Source organism: Butyrivibrio hungatei (assembly GCF_001858005.1).
GTDB lineage: Bacteria > Bacillota > Clostridia > Lachnospirales > Lachnospiraceae > Butyrivibrio > Butyrivibrio hungatei.
In genome coordinates, this window is the sequence record NZ_CP017831.1 from 1484090 (window position 1) to 1503266 (window position 19177).

Consider the following 19177-nt stretch of genomic DNA (forward strand, 5'->3'; position numbering starts at 1 on the left):
TAAATGGCTAATGCAGGACTTGACGTTGGAGAACTTCTTTTAAAGCTTATGACCAGGGAAACTGGTGAGATCAGTAAGGTTGACTATAAACCTCAGAAACCTGAGTTTTCTAGTAACCCTTTACCTGGAGAGGAAGCGTTATTAAGGAAGTCACCTGAATCACAGGGCGTCAGTTCTGCATTTTTTACTGGTCTAATAAGAGAACTTTCTGAAAACAAGGAATGTAATATGCATAAGATCATGTTTTTAAGGCATGGTTATGTGGTTGCGGAATGTTCTTTTGAGCCATATGTGATGGACACCTGGCATGTCTCATATTCTATGTGTAAGAGTATTGTTGGCATGGCTATAGGTATCCTGGTTGATGAAGGAAAGCTTTCGATCACAGATAAGCTTTCAGATATCTTTAGTTCTAGAATGGGACCACTAGGTCTTTTCAAAAAGCCTGTAACAGTTCAGAATCTCCTAAATATGAGCAGCGGCGTTTCATTTAACGAAGCCGGTGCCATAAGCGGAAATGACTGGAGAAAGAGCTATCTTAGTTCGAGCTTTAATTTTGAACCCGGATCAAAGTTTGAGTATAACAGCATGAATACTTATATGCTGTCTGCCATAGTAACTGAGATCACAGGTGAGTCTTTATTTGAATTCTGTAAAAAAAGAATATTTGATCCTATGGGCATTAAGAGAGTCTTTTGGGAGAGCTGCCCACAGGGTATTACAAAAGGCGGTTGGGGCCTGTTTATGCGTATTGAGGATATGGCTAAAATGGGACAGCTTTATCTTCAGAAGGGCATGTGGCACAAAGCTCAGATCGTACCAGCTCAGTGGGTAGTGGAATCCACCTCATGGCAGATAGAAACAGGTCAGAACGATAATGAGCATTATGGCTACCAGCTTTGGATAAATGATGACAGACCTGGATCATATGCTTTTAACGGTATGCTTGGACAAAACGTCTTTGTATATCCGGATATAGATATGGTAGTTGTCACAAATGCTGGTAATTCTGATATTTTCCAGACTTCACTTATGGCAGTTACCATAAGAAAAGCCATGAAATCTGATATAAAAACTAGTCTTGTTCCTTTGGATGATGACTTTGCAGCTTTATCAGAGCTTAAAGCTATCTGTAAGTCAGTAAGCGGAAGAATCAAGGATTTTCCAGTGATAAGTAGCGGAGGCTACAAGAAAAAGACTATTTCAATGACCTGTGGAAGTACAAGGAGAGTAAAGCTGTCTCATGACAATAAGAGAGGATGTTTTAGAGCATCACTTGATACTTATAATCTTAGAAATGAGAACCAGCTCTTAAGTAAATGGCTTACTAAGCTGGATGGCCTTTTTTATGACCTTGATGTAACGGGTGTTGGCATTTTTCCACTTATGATGCAGGTTGTACATAACAACTTTACTGATGGCATGTACAAAATTGGCTTTAGGAAAGGAGCCAATAACTCCTTTTACATTGATATCTTCGAAGGCACTGATATTTACTCTCTTCGATGCGGCTTTGGAGGTAAGAGATATAAGAGCCTGATCAATATGCATGGGGAAAAATACATAGTGTCGATGGCTTCTATGTGCACCACAGATGAATATAACAGATTCGTTATCAGAAATGAGGTCTATTTCCTAGAAGAAGCCTGCTCAAGGACTTTCAATATTTATTTTAGTGATGATTCTGTAGACAGGATCGACAGAAAGGGCACTTTTATCCATCCTTCAGTTCCATCGGGGATTGAGCTTAGGCTCTTTGAGACACCAGGCACTGATATGCTGATAGATACGATGAAAAATATAGCACCTGAAGGAATTACAGGAGTTCAGGGTGTTATTTTTTCAAAGATCGTCAAGGGTGGTATGAAAGAGGTACTTGAGGAAGCTGTTAAGAATACTATTCAGCCTGTAATTCATGGAAAGTTGTTAACATTCACAGTTTAGGGATAGCCGCTGGCTGGTTCACTGGAGCCGAGCCCTGCCTCTGCCTAGTTCAGCCCAGTGGGGACGCCAGCCTGAAGTTTATTATTTGTGAATCTCTGAGGATTTTTCTTTGTTCATGAGGGCCTGATTTCATCCTTGAAATTCCGTTTTTGAAACACTGTCTGAGTCTTTTATGCCATTTTTGCTGTAAAGTTTTGTTTTGCCCTCATCAAGAAAACGATACTTTTCTATATGCTCATGCAGTTTTTGTTTAATACGCATGCTCTTGCTACAGACTTGCAGGGCGGAATTTATAATAAGTGGTCATTAGAGCTTCGCTCTTATAACAGAAAAAGAGACGACTCTCCAAGCTAGCTTGAGAGATCGTCTCTTTGTTCTGTTAACAAAGCCCGCAAAAAGCGGGCGTGACCACTTATTATAAATTCTTACCGCCCTGCTTCAAACAACGCAAACCGCATGCGTGTCAAAAACTGCTTATGAGCATAAGAAAATGGCGTTTTCTTGACAATCGTTCAAACCCAAAACTTTACAGACAAAAATGTGCATAAAAGACGAGTTTGTTTCAAGGAATTTCAAGGATGAAATCAGGCCCCATGAACATAAAAATCCGAAGGATGAACAAAAATAAACTTCAGGCTGGCGGCCCCACTGGGCTGAACTAGGCAGAGGCAGGGCGCAGCTCCAGTGAACCAGCCAGCGGCTATCCCAAACTGTAAATGGTAACGGAAAGTTAAGCTCATGAATACTAAATAAGTGATTTTTATGGTATGATAACAAGGTCGGAAATATGTATGTTTTCGGCCTTGTTTTTCATTTTGTTATAGAAAGGGTGATCATAATGGCTAATAAAGTTTATGAAAAGCTTGTAAGTTGCAAGGAGGAGATTAGAAAGAGAACTGATTTTGTGCCTGACGTGGCTTTGGTTCTTGGATCTGGTCTTGGTAACTACGCTGATAATATAAAGATCGAAACAGAAATTGAATATAAGGATATTCCAGGTTTTCCAGTATCTACAGTTCCTGGACACGCAGGAAAGTTTATCTTTGGATATGTTGGAGATACTAAGGTTGTATGCATGAAGGGAAGAGTCCACTTCTATGAAGGCTATGACATTAGTGATGTTGTTCTTCCAGCAAGACTTATGGGAATGCTTGGAGCCAAGATTCTTTTCCTTACAAATGCTTCAGGCGGACTTGGCAAGGGATTTAAGGCTGGAGATCTTATGCTTATTACAGATCATGTTTCAGTTTTTGCTCCAAATCCGCTTATTGGTGCAAATCTTGATGAACTTGGTCCTAGATTCCCTGATATGTCCAATGTTTACAAAAAGGATCTTCAGGAAGTCATCAGAGAAACAGCAAAAGAGAACGGAATAGACCTTAAGGAAGGCGTTTATTGCCAGCTTACAGGTCCTTCATTTGAGTCACCTGCTGAGATCAGACTTCTTGCAGGACTTGGAGTTTCAGCTGTTGGCATGAGTACTGTAAATGAGGCTATTGCTGCAAATCACATGGGACTTAGAGTCTGCGGTGTATCTTGCATCAGTAATCTTGCTGCTGGTCTTTCGGACAATCCACTTTCACATGAAGAAGTTCAGGAAGCAGCTGATAAGGCAGCACCTCTTTTCACAAAGCTTGTGACAGAGTCTATCAAGCGCTTTAAATTATAATAATATTTTATGGGAGTAGGTATGAGATATCGTTTTTTTAACGCCAGAGTACTTACTATGGAGCCTGGCAGGGACATTTTTAATGGGGAAGTTTGGGTTGTTTCAGACAGGATCAAATTTTCCGGGACTGAAGAGGAAGCTAGTACATATTGTGAGAGTCATCCCGATGAGATGCTTGTCTGGGATGAGGAGATTGACTGCAAAGGAAATCTCTTAATGCCTGGTTTTAAGAATGCGCATACTCATTCAGCTATGACACTTATGAGGTCCAGTGCTGATGATCTGCCACTTTCTGATTGGCTGAATAAACAGATATTCCCAATTGAAGCCAAGATGACAGCGGAAGACATCTATGAACTTTCCAAGATATCTATTTTGGAGTATTTGACTAGTGGTATCACTGCTGCTTTTGAGATGTACCTTACTCCTTTTTCTGTTGCTGATGCATTTAGAGACTGCGGATTTAGATGCGTACAGACTAGCTGTGTAAATAACTTTAGTCAGTCAGTAGAACTTTTGGAAAAATACTACAAGGAGCTCAATGGAAGAGATGAGTTTAATTCATTTATTCTTGGAGTTCATGCAGAATATACGTGTTCAAAAGAGCTTTTAGAAAAGTGTGCAGAACTTGTTCACAAGTACAAGGCTCCATTCTGGGCTCATATTCAGGAGACAGAGTCTGAGACTAAGGAGTGCATGGATAGATATGGCATGACTCCTATAGAATTCTTTGATTCTCTTGGGCTTTTTGATTACGGCGGAGGTGGTTATCACCTTGTTTGGACTAGTGACAAAGACAGAGAGATCATGAAAAAGAGAGGCCTTTATGCTGTTACTAATCCAGGGTCAAATACAAAGCTTGCTAGTGGTATCGCTCCTATAAAGGAATATCTTGAATGTGGCATTCCTGTAGCTATTGGTACTGATGGACCTGCAAGTAATAACTGCCTTGATATGTTTAGAGAGATGTTCCTTGTGACAGGACTTGCTAAACTTAAGAATATGGACGCATCTTGCATTGATGCCGCAGAAGTTCTTAAGATGGCAACTGTTAATGGCGCAAGATGTATGGGACTTAATGATGCAGACTACCTTACAGAAGGCAAGCTTGCGGATATGATCATGATCGATATGTCTCAGCCAAATATGCAGCCTATTAACAACATAGTTAAAAACCTTGTTTATAGCGGCAGTAAGAGTAACGTCCTTATGACTATGATAGGCGGCGTTATCCGTTATCAGAATGGTAAATTTAATATTGGGGAAGAGCCTTTAGAAATCTATGAGAAGGCTGAAAAAATTAAGAAAAGGATTTACGGCTTATAAAGTATGGAAAGTATAATTTTTTTAAGTGTGCTTGTTGGTATTTCATTTATTGCATACATATTAGGAATACGTGATCAGAAGAATTCTGAGAGATATCTTTTAAACAAACTTAAAAAGAACTTTGGTGAGGCACCAAACAGAGAATACAAGGCTGATGAGCTTGATCATCTTCTTGGTTATTTTAAGGCCCACAAAGAGGAGTTTCAGATTGATGATACAACCTGGAATGACCTTAACATGGACGGCGTTTTTGCTAGAATGAACTATTGCCTTAGTGCCACTGGTGAAGAGTATCTTTATTATCTTTTAAGGTCACCAAAGACTGAAGATGATTTTGAGGAACTTGAGAAAAAGGTTGAGTACTTCAGAACTCATGATGAAGACAGAAGAAAGCTTCAGCTTATTTTTTCAAAGATAGGAAGACAGATCAGATATTCAATCTACGACTATATTGATTACCTTGATGATGTAACAAACTTTAGTAACAGAGAGCATTATCTTATGCTTTTGATCATTGCTATTACGATTCCGGTTTGTTTCATCAACTTTAGGATAGGCTTTATCGCATTTCTTCTGGCAGTTGCATATAACGTTGTAAGATATTTCAAAGTTAAGGGGGATATTGATCCCTATCTTGCTTCTTACAGATATATCATGAGAGTCATCAATACTGTGGCTTATTTTGAAAAGTTCGATATGGATATTATCTCTGATGATGTGGCGGATATGAAAGAGGCAGGCAAAAAGCTTAGTTCTATTACAAAGGGATCATATATTTTGATGTCTCCAAATCGTATGAATTCCAGTGGAAATCCTGCCGAACTTATGCTTGACTACATCAGAATGGCAACTCACGTTGACCTCATTAAGTTTAATCAGATGTACAAGCAGATCATGAAAAATAGAGATGAGCTTGATAAGGTTATTACTATTACAGGTAAGATCGAAAGCTATATTTCAATTGCTTGCTTTAGAGAGAGTTTTAAGGAGTTTTATTGCATCCCTGAATTTGCTGATGGATCATATGAGGCAAAAGAGCTTCTTCATCCACTTATTGAGGGGGCAGTTACTAACAGTATCTCAACTGATAAGGGCGTTCTTATCACAGGTTCAAATGCTTCTGGTAAGTCAACCTTCCTTAAGTGCTGTGGTATAAATTCACTACTTGCTCAGACTACTCATACTGTGCTTGCAAAGAGCTATAAAGCTCCTCTTTATCTTATCTATTCATCTATGGCTCTCAATGATGATATCTTTGAAGGCGATAGCTACTACATTGTTGAGATCAAGTCTATCAAGAGGATTCTTGATGCAGCAGCAAATGCTCACAAGAAGGTGCTGTGTTTTGTAGATGAGGTTCTAAGAGGAACTAACACTATTGAAAGAATCGCAGCTTCAACTGAGATTCTTAAGACCTTTGCGGTTAATGATGTGACATGCTTTGCTGCAACACATGATATCGAGCTTACAACTCTTTTGAAAAATGAATTTGGTATTTATCACTTCGAAGGAAATGTAACGGATAACGATGTTCACTTTGATTACACTATCAAGGAAGGTCCTGCAACTACCAGAAATGCTATTAAGCTTCTAGGTGTTCTGGGATATGATGACAAGATTGTTCAGAACGCCCAGTCACTTGCAGATAATTTCCTTGCAACAGGAGTTTGGAAATAATGAAGGTTGAATTATATTCTGATGGTTCAGCCAGGGGGAACCCTGATGGACCAGGCGGATTTGGAACAATCCTTAGAGTCGTTGATTCTAAAGGTGAGGTTCATGAAAAAGAGATAAGCGCTGGCTTTGACAAGACCACAAATAACAGAATGGAGCTTCTTGGAGTTATCAAAGGTCTGGAGAGTCTTAACAGGCCCTGTGAAGTCTTTGTTTATTCTGATTCCCAGTATGTTATCAAGGCATTTACTGATAACTGGATCAGTGGTTGGATCAAAAAAGGCTGGAAAACAGCAAGTAAGCAGCCAGTTAAAAACGTCGATCTCTGGAAAAGGTTACTTCAGGCTACAGAGCCCCATAAGATAACCTGGAACTGGGTTAAGGGACATGCTGGCCATCCGGAGAATGAGAGATGTGATGAGCTTGCCACAACAGCTGCTGATCAGGATGTGTCGCTTTTATATCATGATGATGGCGGCGACCTTAGAGTAATATGATTGACGAGGATTTATATTGATATACTACATTGCGGATTGCCATTTTTTTCATGGTGCACTTAATGATAGGATGGATAAGAGAGGCTTTGAAAGCGTAGAAGCAATGAATGACTATATGCTTACAAAGTGGAACAATAAGGTTACGAATGCAGATACAGTTGTTATTCTGGGTGACCTTTCTCTTGGAAAGGTTGATGAGACCAACGAGCTTATTCATAAGCTCAAAGGAAAGCTTTGTCTCATAACTGGTAATCACGACAAATACATCAAATCAGCTGATTTTGACGCTTCAAGATTTGAATGGATCGAAGATTATAAGGAGATAACTGATTCTCAAAAGAAGGTAATCTGTAGTCATTATCCAATTCCGTTTTATGATGGACAGTATAGACTTCGTCACAATGGTGATCCCAAGACTTATATGCTCTATGGTCATGTTCATGAGACAAGAGATGAAGTTCTTATGAAAAAAATCATTGAGATGATAAAGACTACGCCTTATAATCCTATTGGAAGCACACATGAAAGTTTTATTCCCTGCAATATGATAAATTGTTTCTGCAAAAGATCTGATTATACGCCACTTACGCTTACGGAGTGGATCAAGTTAAATAAAGCAATAGAGGAGAATTCTGATTATGGAAAATGAAAAGAAGATTATGCTTTCAGGAATTCAGCCAAGTGGGGACCTTCACCTTGGTAATTATCTTGGAGCGATCAAAAATTGGGCGGATAGAGTTAACGAATTTGAATGCTATTATTTCATGGCAGATATGCATACAATAACAGTTCGTCAGGATCCTAAGGAGCTTCGTCGTCGTTCACTTGAGATGCTTGCTCTTTATATTGCATCAGGCCTTGATCCTGAGAAGAACACATTGTTCCTTCAGTCACATGTACCTGCACACGCACAGCTTGGATGGGTTCTTGACTGTTATACAATGTTTGGTGAGCTTTCACGTATGACACAGTTCAAGGATAAGTCAGAAAAGCACAAGGATAACATCAATGCTGGTCTTTTCACATATCCGTCTCTTATGGCTGCTGATATCTTGCTTTATCAGCCACATTATGTACCAGTTGGTGAGGATCAGAAGCAGCACGTAGAGCTTACAAGAAATATCGCAGAGAGATTCAACAATATATACGGTGATGTATTCCGTATTCCTGAACCATATATTGCCAAGACTGGTGCTCGTATCTATGGTCTTACAACACCAGGTTCCAAGATGAGCAAGTCTGAGCCAAACGGTTGCGTATTCCTTATGGATGAAGATGATGTCATCATGAAGAAGTTCAAGAGAGCAGTTACAGACTCAGATACAGAGAACTGTGTACGCTATGATAAGGAAAATAAGCCTGGCGTAGCAAACCTTATGAACATTTATTCAACTATCACAGGCAAGAACTTTGAAGAGATTGAAAAAGAGTTTGAAGGTAAGGGCTATGGTGTATTCAAACCTGCTGTAGGCGAAGCTGTAATTGAGACAATTGCTCCTATTCGTGATGAAGCTAAGAGACTTATTGCAGATAAGGCTTATCTTGAGAATGTTTATAAAGAGGGTGCTGACAGAGCAAACTATATTGCCAACAAGACTCTTCGTAAAGTTTATAAGAAGGTTGGATTCTATCAGTTATAATTTGATTATTTACTGTAAAAAAGCTCCTTGTAGTATTTTACACTACAAGGAGCTTTAATTATTTAGCGTATTTCAAAATTGAATTATTCACCAAATACTGCAAGATAGTCCTTCTGGAATTTCTCAATACCTGCATCTGTAAGTGGATGATGTGTCATCTGCTCAATTACTTTGTAAGGAACAGTTGCGATATCAGCACCTGCAAGTGCGCAGTCTGTAACGTGCATAGGATGACGGATACTAGCAGCGATGATCTCTGTCTGGATGTTGTGAATGTTGAAGATCTCAGCAACTTCTGAGATAAGATCTGTTCCACGAACGCTGATGTCATCAAGTCTTCCAAGGAATGGACTTACATATGCAGCGCCTGCTCTTGCGCAAAGAAGAGCCTGGTTTGCTGTGAAGATAAGAGTCATGTTAACCTTGATACCTTCGCTTGAAAGAACCTTACAAGCCTTAAGACCTTCAATTGTCATAGGAATCTTAACAACCATGTTCTTGTGAAGCTTAGCAATTTCTCTACCTTCTGCGATCATGCCTTCTGCATCAACTGTAGTAGCCTTAACTTCGCCGCTGATTGGTCCGTCAACGATAGAAGCGATCTCTTTAACTACTTCATATACGTCACGGCCTTCCTTAGCGATAAGTGAAGGGTTTGTTGTTACACCGCAGATAACTCCCATGTCATTTGCTTTTTTGATTTCTTCAATGTTGGCTGTGTCTACAAAAAACTTCATTTTACTTACTCCTTTTGACTTAATTTATATGCTTTTTAAGCAATTTTTGAACTTTTGTTTATTACTTTGCCTAGAATATGATAGCACTTATGTTTTGGGAAATATATTTGCATATTGCTTATTTTCACTCACTTAATGCTATGTGAGTTTTCACAGTTTTGTCACATATTAAACACAGAATGTTTAGATATACTTATTGCTGTTATATGGTGATTTGCTTATCATATTATTGAAATAAAATGTAGACTTAATATCATTACATGATTGCTCAAGGGGAAGGCATAATGAAAAGTATATCAAGAATCTTTATAAGTCTGGTGCTTTGCATTAATTTGCTTGGCACTGGTTTTTTATCGTATGCTGAAAATTTAGATAATGAGGACTTTGCAGACGATGTCTATACTACATCTGATGAACCAGGTTTTGCAGCATCTACTGATGAAGATGATGATCTGTGGGAGACTATTCCAGATGAGGATAAGGATAAAGTAGAAAATAAGGACAATACTGATAATAAAGAAAATGTCACATCTGATGATAAGAAGGTTGATGATGAGCAAGCTTTGATCGGAAATGAAGATGAGACTTTAGATGATGACCCTGAATCATCTCTTATTTTTTCAACATTTAATCTAGGATCATCAGGGGCATTAGATCCTGCACTTCTTGGAGAATCAAAGATTGTAGTTCCTGGAAAATCAGCGCCAACAGATGCAGACCTTTTATCATCTGTCACAATGACCATAAATGGTAAGAATGTAACTGATATAGAAGCTCTTTCTCTTGACGATGTTATCACAGTTAATTACCAGTTAAAGAGTCCTATTGGTGTTAACTATAGTGATGAGGATATTGCGGCTGATAGTGAGCCAGCTCCTGTTTATGTAGCAAAGGGAGAGGTTTTCTATTTTGATACACCAAACGTCGGCTTTGATTACAGCGGTATTTCTATTCCTACACTTACATGTAATGGAAATGATTTTGCAACTGTTGAGTTTGAAGGCGGTAAGATCAAGCTCACAATTGTAGATGAAGAGTATGAAAAGAATGAAAATGCTCAGTTCGGCTTTCAGTTTACTCTTAACAAAGTGGCAGATGCATACAAAAATCAATCTGAGATAGACCTTAAGATCGGTGATAGAGACGTTCTTGTAAAGGTATCTGAAAACCAGCCTAAGGCACCAAGCTTAAATAAGACTGGTACTTATGATAATGCTAATGATGTTATCAACTGGACGGTTAATATTGACAGAGACGCTAATGCAATTTCCTATGCTAACGGCTTTAAATTCGTTGATACTTTTGCTGGGGAACAGGTCTATGTTGATGGCTCTTTTAAGGTGAATGACACAGCAGTTACTGATGGACTTAATGTTTCAACTAGTTCCATAGAGTATGCTGTACCAGCAGCAACTACAGATTCAGATATAGTCATCAAATATCAGACTAAGCCAACTGCTGACTTCATGAAGGATTCTTTTAAAGATAATACTTCAGGTGGCAAGACTATCAAATTCTCAAATAGTGCAAAGATCCTTGATGATGCTGATAAAGAAATTGCAACAGATAGCGCTACTGTTCCTGTTACTAAGGAGTACAATCAGTGGATAAAGAAGGAAGGCGGAGAGATCGACCTTTCAACTGGTAGAGCAAACTGGACTGTAACTATTGATACTAATAACTATGGCCTAAAGAACCTTAAGCTTTACGATAAGTTTGATACAGATAATGAAACTACTATGGAGCTTGTAAGTGGAAGCCTTTCTATTGACGGACCTGCAGGCACATTAGAGGGCGCAGGAAGCGGATATGATTTCTGTGTTTCTTTTGGTAATGTTTCAAATGCAGGTACTATCAAGGTTTCTTATACTACACAGATCAAAGATTTTGAAGAGTTTCAGAAGACTAATAGAAAAGTTCCAGAAAACAAGGCTTGGATCTCATATGAAGACGAAGATGGAACAGAAGTATTTACCAAGAACGTTGGGGTTGGTATAAAAGGTCTTTCTGTAAAAGCTGGTATTCACAAGGAATATACTGCTTATGATTCAAAGACTCATCAGATCACCTGGACCGTAACAGCAAACAAGAATAAGATGCCTATTACTGATATTACTATCAAAGACGTTTTACCAGCTGATCAAAAGCTTATTGTGATCAATAACATCAAGATAAGTGACGGAACAACTCTTCCTGATGTGACTTCTTTTGCTGACCCGAATGAATATTCAATTGTTTTTGATGATAAGCTTAATGGAAATAGCGTTACGTTTAACGTTGTGTCTGAGATAGTTGATAAGAACTTCTGGGCAAATAATAAGTCTCAGGCTTTTTCTAATAAAGCAGAGATATATACAGGCGATAAACTACTTGCTCAGGATACAGCATCCAAGACACTTACAAGTACAGTTATCACAAAGACTTCAAGTTCATACAACTATGATACTCATGAGATCGAATACAAGATAGTTGTTAACGAAAATAAGATGGCCATGAAGAGTGTTACCGTTACTGATGAACTTATCAAAGCTGGTGTAGAGCTTGTTGATGGTTCACTTAAGATAAATGGAAGCGCAGCTAGTGGTTACACCTATAAAAATGGCGTTTTGACAATAGACCTTGGAGATATTGCTGCTGGTGACGATTCCAAGAAGACTATTACCTTTAGCGTTAAGGTTAAAGATGAGCTGATATTAGGTCTTAAGAATAATGAGTCCACTCAGATAAAGAATGAGGCAACAGTTAAGTTTGATGATAACGCAGCAGGTCTTTCTTCAAACTGCACTACACCTATTAAAAACGTTATTCTTTCCAAGAAGGGTAAGATAAATCCTTCGACAGGACTAGTTGATTATACTGTTTACTTAAACTATGGAAAACAGGAAATTCCAGCTGGAACAGTACTTAGAGATACTCTTGGCGCAAGTTTTGAATTTATCTCTGATTCAATTCATCTTTATGAATGCACAGTTGATCCATCAACCGGAGATCTATCTGCAACATCTACTGAGGTGCCTTCTAAAGTAACTGTAGAAAAAGATGGCGACAAGACAAGAATTGATATTAAGCTTACTAGTGGCACAAATAAAGCCTGCGTACTTGTTTACTCAGCAAGTATGGAGGATAAGTCACTTAATGACTTTACTAATGATGTAAAGCTTATTGGCTTCCAGGAAAATGAGGATATTTCCTCAAATTGCAGCTTCTCTGCAAGTGAGTTTAGTTCAGTTAATAACTCATCTTCAACAAGACTTGTTATTACAAAAAAAGATTTTGAAGACGGATCTCTTTTGCCAGGTGCTACATTCCAGATCCTTGATGCAGATAAAAAGGTAATTGCTGAAGTAACAACTAACTCAAAGGGTCAGGCAAGACTTGTAAATAAGCTTGTTAAGGGCAATACCTATTACCTTAGAGAAACAAAGGCTCCAGATGGATATCAGGTTAATAAGGACGATATAGAAGTTGTATTTAACAAGAATTCTCTTGAAGCTACTGTAACAAACAAAAAGATCGGATATGATCCCAAGAAAAATATATTTGAGCTTAGTGTAAATGATCTTTCTGACAAGCAGTCTGAAAAGCTTACAGGAGCAACACTTGTAGTTAGCAAAAATGCTGATGGTTCAGATCCTATTGCTACATGGAATACAGACGGAACCAATAAGTCAGTAGAGCTCAAAGAAGGCGAGTATTACATAGTTCAGAAGGATGCTCCAAAGGGCTTTATTAAAGCAGATGCAATGAAGATCAAGATTGCAAAAGACGGAAATAAATTAAAGCTCTTTTCATGGAATGGTTCAAGCTATACACCAGTAGATAATAATCTTTTAAGCGTTGTTAATAAGGTTGATACATCTAAGAAGAGTGGCATTTCTGTTGAAGGACTTGGACCTGATGGAAATCCTTTAGATGGAACAAAGGTCACTGTTAGCGTGCTTGAAGGGGGCTCAGCTGGAGATCCTCTTGCAACAGGAATTGTTCCAAATGATTCTACTAATGGAACTGCAAATGTTAACTATCAGACCAAATACATTGCAGTTCAGGATGAGGTTCCAGAAGGCTATCTTAAGGCTGACCCTATCATATTTAAGATTGATAGTGATGGTAATATATGGACTTTGAATGCAGATGGTTCCTTTACAAATACTGGCAGCAAGAAGCTTGTATTTAAGAATAAGCTGATTCCAAAATCAAATCCTTCAAATGGCTCATCTTCAAATGGTGGTGAGTCTGGATCAGGGGATGGTAATGGTTCAGGAAGTGGCTCTGATTCACAGAGCTCAAGCGGTGGTGCTACAACAACTGCCGCTAATACTAATGCTCAGGCTGTGAAGAAGCCTATAGACATGAGTGTTCTTCCAGATGTTCTTGGCGAGTATCTTGGCGATGAAGATGAAAGCGGAGCTCCTAGACTTGCTAAGACATCAGGATTCTTTGGAACTGTTTTGTCCTATGTATTTGGACTTGTCATGCTTTTAGTTGGTATGTACTTATGTTTTGGTAAGAAGAATGAAAAGAAATAAATTTGTTAGATTCCTTGGCTTTGTTCTAATGGTAATTGGTGTCCTGGTACTTGTGACATCAATTACCGTTAATACCTTCCAGTATCTTACTAAGCTCGAAGCCATTAATTCATTTAATGAGGATGATACTTGGGAAAAAATAGAAGATACTGAGGATATAGTTTCAAGTGAAGGTGAGAATTCTGAAGAGGAAGCTCCTATCTTTGGTTCCAAGATAAATTATCTTGTTAGGATTCCAAAGATTGATTCTGTTGAACCTGTAAGTGAAGGAACTTCAAAGGAAGCTCTTGCTAATTCTCTTGGACATGATACATCTACTGTAAATCCTGGAGAAAAGGGTAACTGCGTAATAGCAGGACACAGAAATTATACCTTTGGAAAGTTTTTTAACAGACTTGATGAAGTTGAAATCGGCGACATGATCTATGTTGATACACATGAAGAGACTTATACCTACAAGGTAAAAGAAATAAAGGTCGTGGAGCCTGAAGATGTCAGTATATTGGAAAATACAGAAGAAGAGATATTAACTCTTTATACCTGCACACCTATCTATATAGCTACTCACAGACTTGTTGTGATTGCTGAAAGAGTTGAATAAAAAGTACATTTAGCCTCGCAATTTTGTTGACTAACTCGATTTAAAGCATTAAAGTATTAAAGAGGGTTATTTCAAAATTGGGAGGTTTTACTATGCTTATCAAAGTTCTTCTTTTACTTGTCTTTTTTGCTGTAATGCTGATTATCGGCTTTATCTGCAGAAAGAACTCGACAGATGTTAATGGTTTTGTATTGGGCGGAAGAGCAGTTGGTCCTTGGGTTACAGCTTTTGCTTATGGAACAAGCTATTTCTCAGCTGTAGTATTTGTGGGCTATGCCGGACAGTTTGGCTGGAAATACGGTATTGCTGCCACATGGGCTGGAATTGGAAATGCGCTACTTGGCTCACTTCTTGCATGGGTTGTTCTTGGAAGACGTACCAGGATCATGACTCAGCACCTTGATTCAGCTACTATGCCTCAGTTCTTTGCAGCGCGCTTTGGAGGAAAATCTTTAAAAATAGCAGCATCTGTAATTACCTTTATTTTTCTTATTCCTTACACAGCATCTCTTTATAATGGGCTTTCAAGGCTATTTGGAATGGCCTTTAATATTGATTACTCTGTATGCGTTATCGTTATGGCTGTTTTAACCGGTATTTATGTTATTGCAGGCGGATATATGGCTACAGCAATAAATGACTTCATTCAGGGCATTATAATGCTTATAGGCATATCTGCAGTTGTAATATCTGTATTAAATAGTCAGGGCGGTTTCATGGCTTCGCTAAATGGTCTTGCAGCTATTACAGATGAAAGCGTATCTAGTGCTCCAGGAGTCTTTGCTTCATTTTTTGGACCAGATCCTGTTAACCTTCTTGGTGTTGTTATCCTTACTTCTCTTGGAACCTGGGGACTTCCACAGATGGTTCAGAAGTTCTATGCAATTAAAAGCGAAAAGGCTATAGCTAAGGGAACAGTGGTTTCTACAGTATTTGCCTTTGTGGTTGCTGGTGGATGCTATTTCCTTGGAGGCTTTGGAAGACTCTTTTCCGATAGGATAGATATTGCGGCTAATGGCTATGATAGCGTTATTCCTACAATGCTATCAGGTCTTCCTGATATTCTGATTGCAATAGTTGTAGTCCTTGTTTTATCTGCTTCTATGTCTACGCTTTCATCGCTTGTTCTTACAAGCAGCTCAACCCTTACGTTGGATCTTTTAAAGGGGCATGTGATAAAAGACATGAATGAAAAGAAGCAGCTTCTTATAATGAGAGCGCTTATTGTCGTGTTTGTGGCTATTTCTGTTGTGATTGCCATTGTTCAATATAGGCAGAATGTCACATTTATAGCTCAGCTTATGGGAGTATCCTGGGGAGCTCTTGCAGGAGCATTCCTTGCACCATTTCTCTATGGACTATATTGGAAAAAGACCACAAAGACAGGAGTATGGTGCAGCTTTATCTTTTCAACTCTTGTGATGCTTGCAAATATGTTTATGAGACCAAGCTTTCCTAAGCTCTTACAGTCTCCAATAAACGCTGGAGCCTTTTGTATGCTGGCAGGCCTGATCATCGTACCTTTAGTGTCTTTGGTTACCAAAAAGCCTGATAAAGAGCTGGTTGACAATGCTTTTGCATGCTATGATAAAGAAGTCATGGTACATCAGAGCACATCTCTTTCTGATGATGAAACAGTAGCATAAGGAAAATTGATATGAATATTAGAAGAGCAGAAACAAAGGATATAGACAGAATATTGGAGCTTCTTAGCCAGGTTCTTGAGATACACGCAAGGATCAGGCCGGATATCTTTATATCAGGTACAACAAAGTATACTAAAGAAGAGTTGTCAGAAATTTTAATTGATGATAATAGACCCGTGTATGTGGGAACAGACGATAAAGGTGCAGTGATTGGCTATGCTTTTTGCGTATTAAAAGAGCAGCCTTTTACCACCACAATGGTTCCATTTAAATCTCTTTATATTGATGACCTTTGTGTAGATGAAAATGCTAGAGGAAATCATGCTGGAAAAGAGCTTTTTGAATTTGTAAAACAGGAAGCAAAAAGGCTTGGCTGTTATGAGGTCAATTTAAATGTTTGGGAAGGAAATGAAAGTGCCAGAGCATTTTATGAAAGAATGGGTATGAAGGTAAAAGAAACCCAGATGGAATTCATATTATAAAATTAACCCTTGTATGCTTATCACAAGCGTACAAGGGTTTTGCTTTTTTATTTGGTTAGATTGATTCAATGTCTTCCTGAGTTAGTATCTTTACGCCTTTGCCGTTTAGTTTGGCTTCAGCTGCCTTTGTGTCAGATACTCTAAATATCATGTAGGCGTGGTCAGTGTTTTTGCCGCCAGTAAAGGCGTACATGTACTCAATGTTGACCTCGGCATCATCGAAGTTTTCTAAAAGCTTATCAAGTCCGCCTGCTTCATCTGGAATCTCAATAGCAAGTACTGGTGTAAGGCTTGCTACAAAGTTATGCTCCTTAAGTGTGTTGACTGCTGACATGGCATCGTCTACAACTAGTCTTGCAATACCAAAATCCTTGGTCTCAGCAAGAGAAGTGGCGCGCATGTTGATCTTGTTGGCTGCAAGAACGCCAGTCATTTTTTTTAAGGTTCCAGGCTTATTTTCAAGAAATACAGAAATCTGCATTATACTCATGATCGTCCCTCCGTAATCTAATTAGATTATATCATATTCAGATCTTTCTCTTATCAATAACTCTTACGGCTTTTCCCTCACTTCTGGCAATGGACTTAGGAGCCATAAGTGAAACTTTGGCTTTGATTCCAAGCATTGATTTAAGGTCATCTACGAGCTTTTTCTGATTTTCTTCGATCTCACCTACATTATCAGTGAATTTCTCTGGAGTCATTTCTACCTGAACATCAAGGGTGTCAGTATTGTTTACTCTATCTACAACGATCTGATAGTTAGCGGCATAGCCATTATTTAAAAGAACTGTTTCAATCTGGCTAGGGAATACATTTACGCCACGGATGATGAGCATGTCATCTGATCTTCCCATAGGCTTAGCCATTTTTACATGAGTTCTTCCGCAGGAGCATTTTTCTCTGGTTAGACGACAGATGTCCCTTGTGCGATAACGGATCATTGGGAAAGCTTCTTTATCTACTGCGGTAAATACAAGCTCGCCTTGTGAACCTTCTGGCAGGACTTCTTCTGTATCAGGATCAATGATCTCTGCAATGAAGTGGTCTTCATTTATATGCATTCCATTTTGCTCTGAACATTCAAACGCTACACCTGGACCTGAAAGCTCTGTAAGACCATATATGTCATAGGCTTTGATACCTAATGATCTTTCGATATCATGGCGCATTTCCTCGCTCCATGCTTCAGCACCAAAGATTCCAGCCTTTAAAGGAATATCATCTGGCTTGTAGCCAAGCTCTTTAAACCTTTCTGCAAGGTATGCTGCATAGCTAGGAGTGCAGCAAAGAAGAGTAGCCTTGAGGTCGTTGATGAACATGATCTGTCTGTCGGTGTTTCCTGAACTTGTGGGAACAGTAAGGCATCCAACCTTGTGTGAACCGCCGTGGAGTCCAGCTCCTCCTGTAAACAGGCCATATCCATAAGATACCTGACAGACGTCTTCATCTGTTATGCCTGCTGCCATGATAGCTCTTGCGCAGCAATCCTCCCAAAGGTCTACGTCATGCTGTGTATAGAAAGCGATGACTCTTTTACCTGTTGTACCAGAAGTTGAGTGGATCCTAACGCAGTCCTTTTGAGGAACTCCAAGAAGTCCAGTTGGATATGCGTCTCGGAGATCTTTTTTTGACAAGAATGGGAGTTTATGAAGATCATCAACTGACTTGATATCATCAGGAGTTACTCCTTTTTCTTCCATTTTCTTTCTGTAATATGGGACGTTATCCCATACATGCTTAACTTGTTTAATCAGCTTTTCGCTTTGAATCCTTCGAATTTCTTCGTAGGGAGCACATTCGATTTCTTTTTGATAATACCTTTCCATAGTTTTGACCTCTCTGCAGCTGTAATTTAGTTTGTCGCGTTTTTACCAAGCTCAAAGGCTTTTTTATTCATTTCAAGGAACTTGGCTGGAACATTTGCTTCAAGTGAAGCCATCCATGCTTCATCTGGTAGATCAAAGTAATGAGAAAGTCTTCCAAGTAAGACAATATTAACGGCCTTGGCAGAACCAGCCTCTGTTGCAAGAGCCAGGCAGTCGAGAGCGTCGACATTTGCGCCTGTTGCTTTTAATTTGTCTACAAGATTTTCAGGATAGTCTGCAGCACCTGTAATAACAGGCATTGGATCTATCTGCTGAGTGTTGGTAACGATCTGTCCGTCCTTTTTAAGATATGGGAGCCATCTTGCGGCTTCTAATATTTCAAAAGAAACTATGTAGTCAGCTTCGCCTTTATCAATAACAGGAGAGTAGACTTTATCGCCATATCTTACATAGGTAACAACTGATCCGCCTCTTTGAGACATACCATGAACCTCAGATACTTTTACGTCATATCCCTGATTCATTAAGAGGTGTCCAAGTAATTTGCTTGCAAGTAGTGATCCCTGGCCGCCTACGCCAACGATCATTATATTTTTTGTCTCCATA

The 19177-nt window shown here is 38.9% G+C and carries 15 protein-coding genes; 11 read left to right on the plus strand and 4 right to left on the minus strand.

Going from position 1 to position 19177, the window contains the following annotated elements; genetic code table 11:
• The first annotated feature begins 3 nt into the window (after positions 1-3).
• From bhn_RS07035 to trpS, 7 genes are all read left to right on the plus strand, one after another.
• Positions 4-1944, plus strand: a complete 1941-nt coding sequence (locus bhn_RS07035; protein WP_071176026.1) for a serine hydrolase domain-containing protein — start codon at positions 4-6, stop codon at positions 1942-1944.
• An 838-nt stretch (positions 1945-2782) separates the two neighbouring features.
• Complete coding sequence (locus bhn_RS07040; RefSeq protein WP_083386078.1) at positions 2783-3613, plus strand: purine-nucleoside phosphorylase; 831 nt, start codon at positions 2783-2785, stop codon at positions 3611-3613.
• Positions 3614-3634: 21 nt separating this feature from the next.
• Positions 3635-4939 carry an amidohydrolase gene (locus bhn_RS07045; RefSeq protein WP_071176027.1) on the plus strand — a complete coding sequence of 435 codons (1305 nt, stop codon included), beginning with the start codon at positions 3635-3637 and terminating at the stop codon, positions 4937-4939.
• Positions 4940-4942: 3 nt separating this feature from the next.
• Positions 4943-6616 carry a MutS-related protein gene (locus tag bhn_RS07050; protein WP_071176028.1) on the plus strand — a complete coding sequence of 558 codons (1674 nt, stop codon included), beginning with the start codon at positions 4943-4945 and terminating at the stop codon, positions 6614-6616.
• Entirely contained in the window at positions 6616-7110 is a 495-nt protein-coding gene (rnhA, locus tag bhn_RS07055) for a ribonuclease HI (protein ID WP_071176029.1), read from the plus strand. The genes bhn_RS07050 and rnhA overlap by 1 nt, the downstream gene beginning before the upstream one ends.
• Before the next feature lie 16 nt (positions 7111-7126).
• On the plus strand, positions 7127-7759 hold the full coding sequence (locus bhn_RS07060) for a metallophosphoesterase (RefSeq protein ID WP_071176030.1): 633 nt from the start codon (positions 7127-7129) through the stop codon (positions 7757-7759).
• Positions 7749-8750, plus strand: coding sequence for a tryptophan--tRNA ligase (gene trpS, locus bhn_RS07065; protein WP_071176031.1), 1002 nt, complete (start codon positions 7749-7751; stop codon positions 8748-8750). Before bhn_RS07060 ends, trpS begins: the two co-directional genes overlap by 11 nt.
• Positions 8751-8833: 83 nt before the next feature.
• Here the strand turns inward: trpS and fsa are convergent, their stop codons facing one another.
• Complete coding sequence (fsa, locus tag bhn_RS07070) at positions 8834-9487, minus strand: fructose-6-phosphate aldolase (RefSeq protein WP_071176032.1); 654 nt, start codon at positions 9485-9487, stop codon at positions 8834-8836.
• 284 nt (positions 9488-9771) lie between these two features.
• Here fsa and bhn_RS07075 point away from each other — a divergent pair, with 284 nt between their 5' ends.
• The 4 genes from bhn_RS07075 (at position 9772) to bhn_RS07090 (ending at position 16742) form a co-directional block, all read left to right on the plus strand.
• Complete coding sequence (locus tag bhn_RS07075; RefSeq protein WP_071176033.1) at positions 9772-14013, plus strand: SpaA isopeptide-forming pilin-related protein; 4242 nt, start codon at positions 9772-9774, stop codon at positions 14011-14013.
• Entirely contained in the window at positions 14000-14614 is a 615-nt protein-coding gene (locus tag bhn_RS07080) for a class D sortase (RefSeq protein ID WP_071176034.1), read from the plus strand. The genes bhn_RS07075 and bhn_RS07080 overlap by 14 nt, the downstream gene beginning before the upstream one ends.
• Positions 14615-14706: 92 nt before the next feature.
• Positions 14707-16260, plus strand: coding sequence for a sodium:solute symporter family protein (locus tag bhn_RS07085; protein ID WP_071176035.1), 1554 nt, complete (start codon positions 14707-14709; stop codon positions 16258-16260).
• Positions 16261-16271: 11 nt separating this feature from the next.
• Positions 16272-16742 (plus strand): GNAT family N-acetyltransferase, encoded by a 471-nt coding sequence (locus tag bhn_RS07090; protein ID WP_071176036.1) that lies wholly within the window; start codon positions 16272-16274, stop codon positions 16740-16742.
• A 55-nt stretch (positions 16743-16797) separates the two neighbouring features.
• Here bhn_RS07090 and bhn_RS07095 read toward each other — a convergent pair whose 3' ends face one another.
• From bhn_RS07095 to bhn_RS07105, 3 genes are read right to left on the minus strand one after another with little or no spacing between them, the layout of a single operon-like run.
• The gene (locus bhn_RS07095; RefSeq protein WP_071176037.1) at positions 16798-17232 is read right to left on the minus strand and encodes an ACT domain-containing protein; all 435 of its coding nucleotides are present in this window, start codon (positions 17230-17232) and stop codon (positions 16798-16800) included.
• Between the two features lie 37 nt (positions 17233-17269).
• On the minus strand, positions 17270-18571 hold the full coding sequence (locus bhn_RS07100; protein ID WP_071176038.1) for a phenylacetate--CoA ligase family protein: 1302 nt from the start codon (positions 18569-18571) through the stop codon (positions 17270-17272).
• 26 nt (positions 18572-18597) lie between these two features.
• Positions 18598-19176 (minus strand): indolepyruvate oxidoreductase subunit beta, encoded by a 579-nt coding sequence (locus bhn_RS07105; RefSeq protein ID WP_071176039.1) that lies wholly within the window; start codon positions 19174-19176, stop codon positions 18598-18600.
• Between the last annotated feature and the right edge of the window lies 1 nt (position 19177).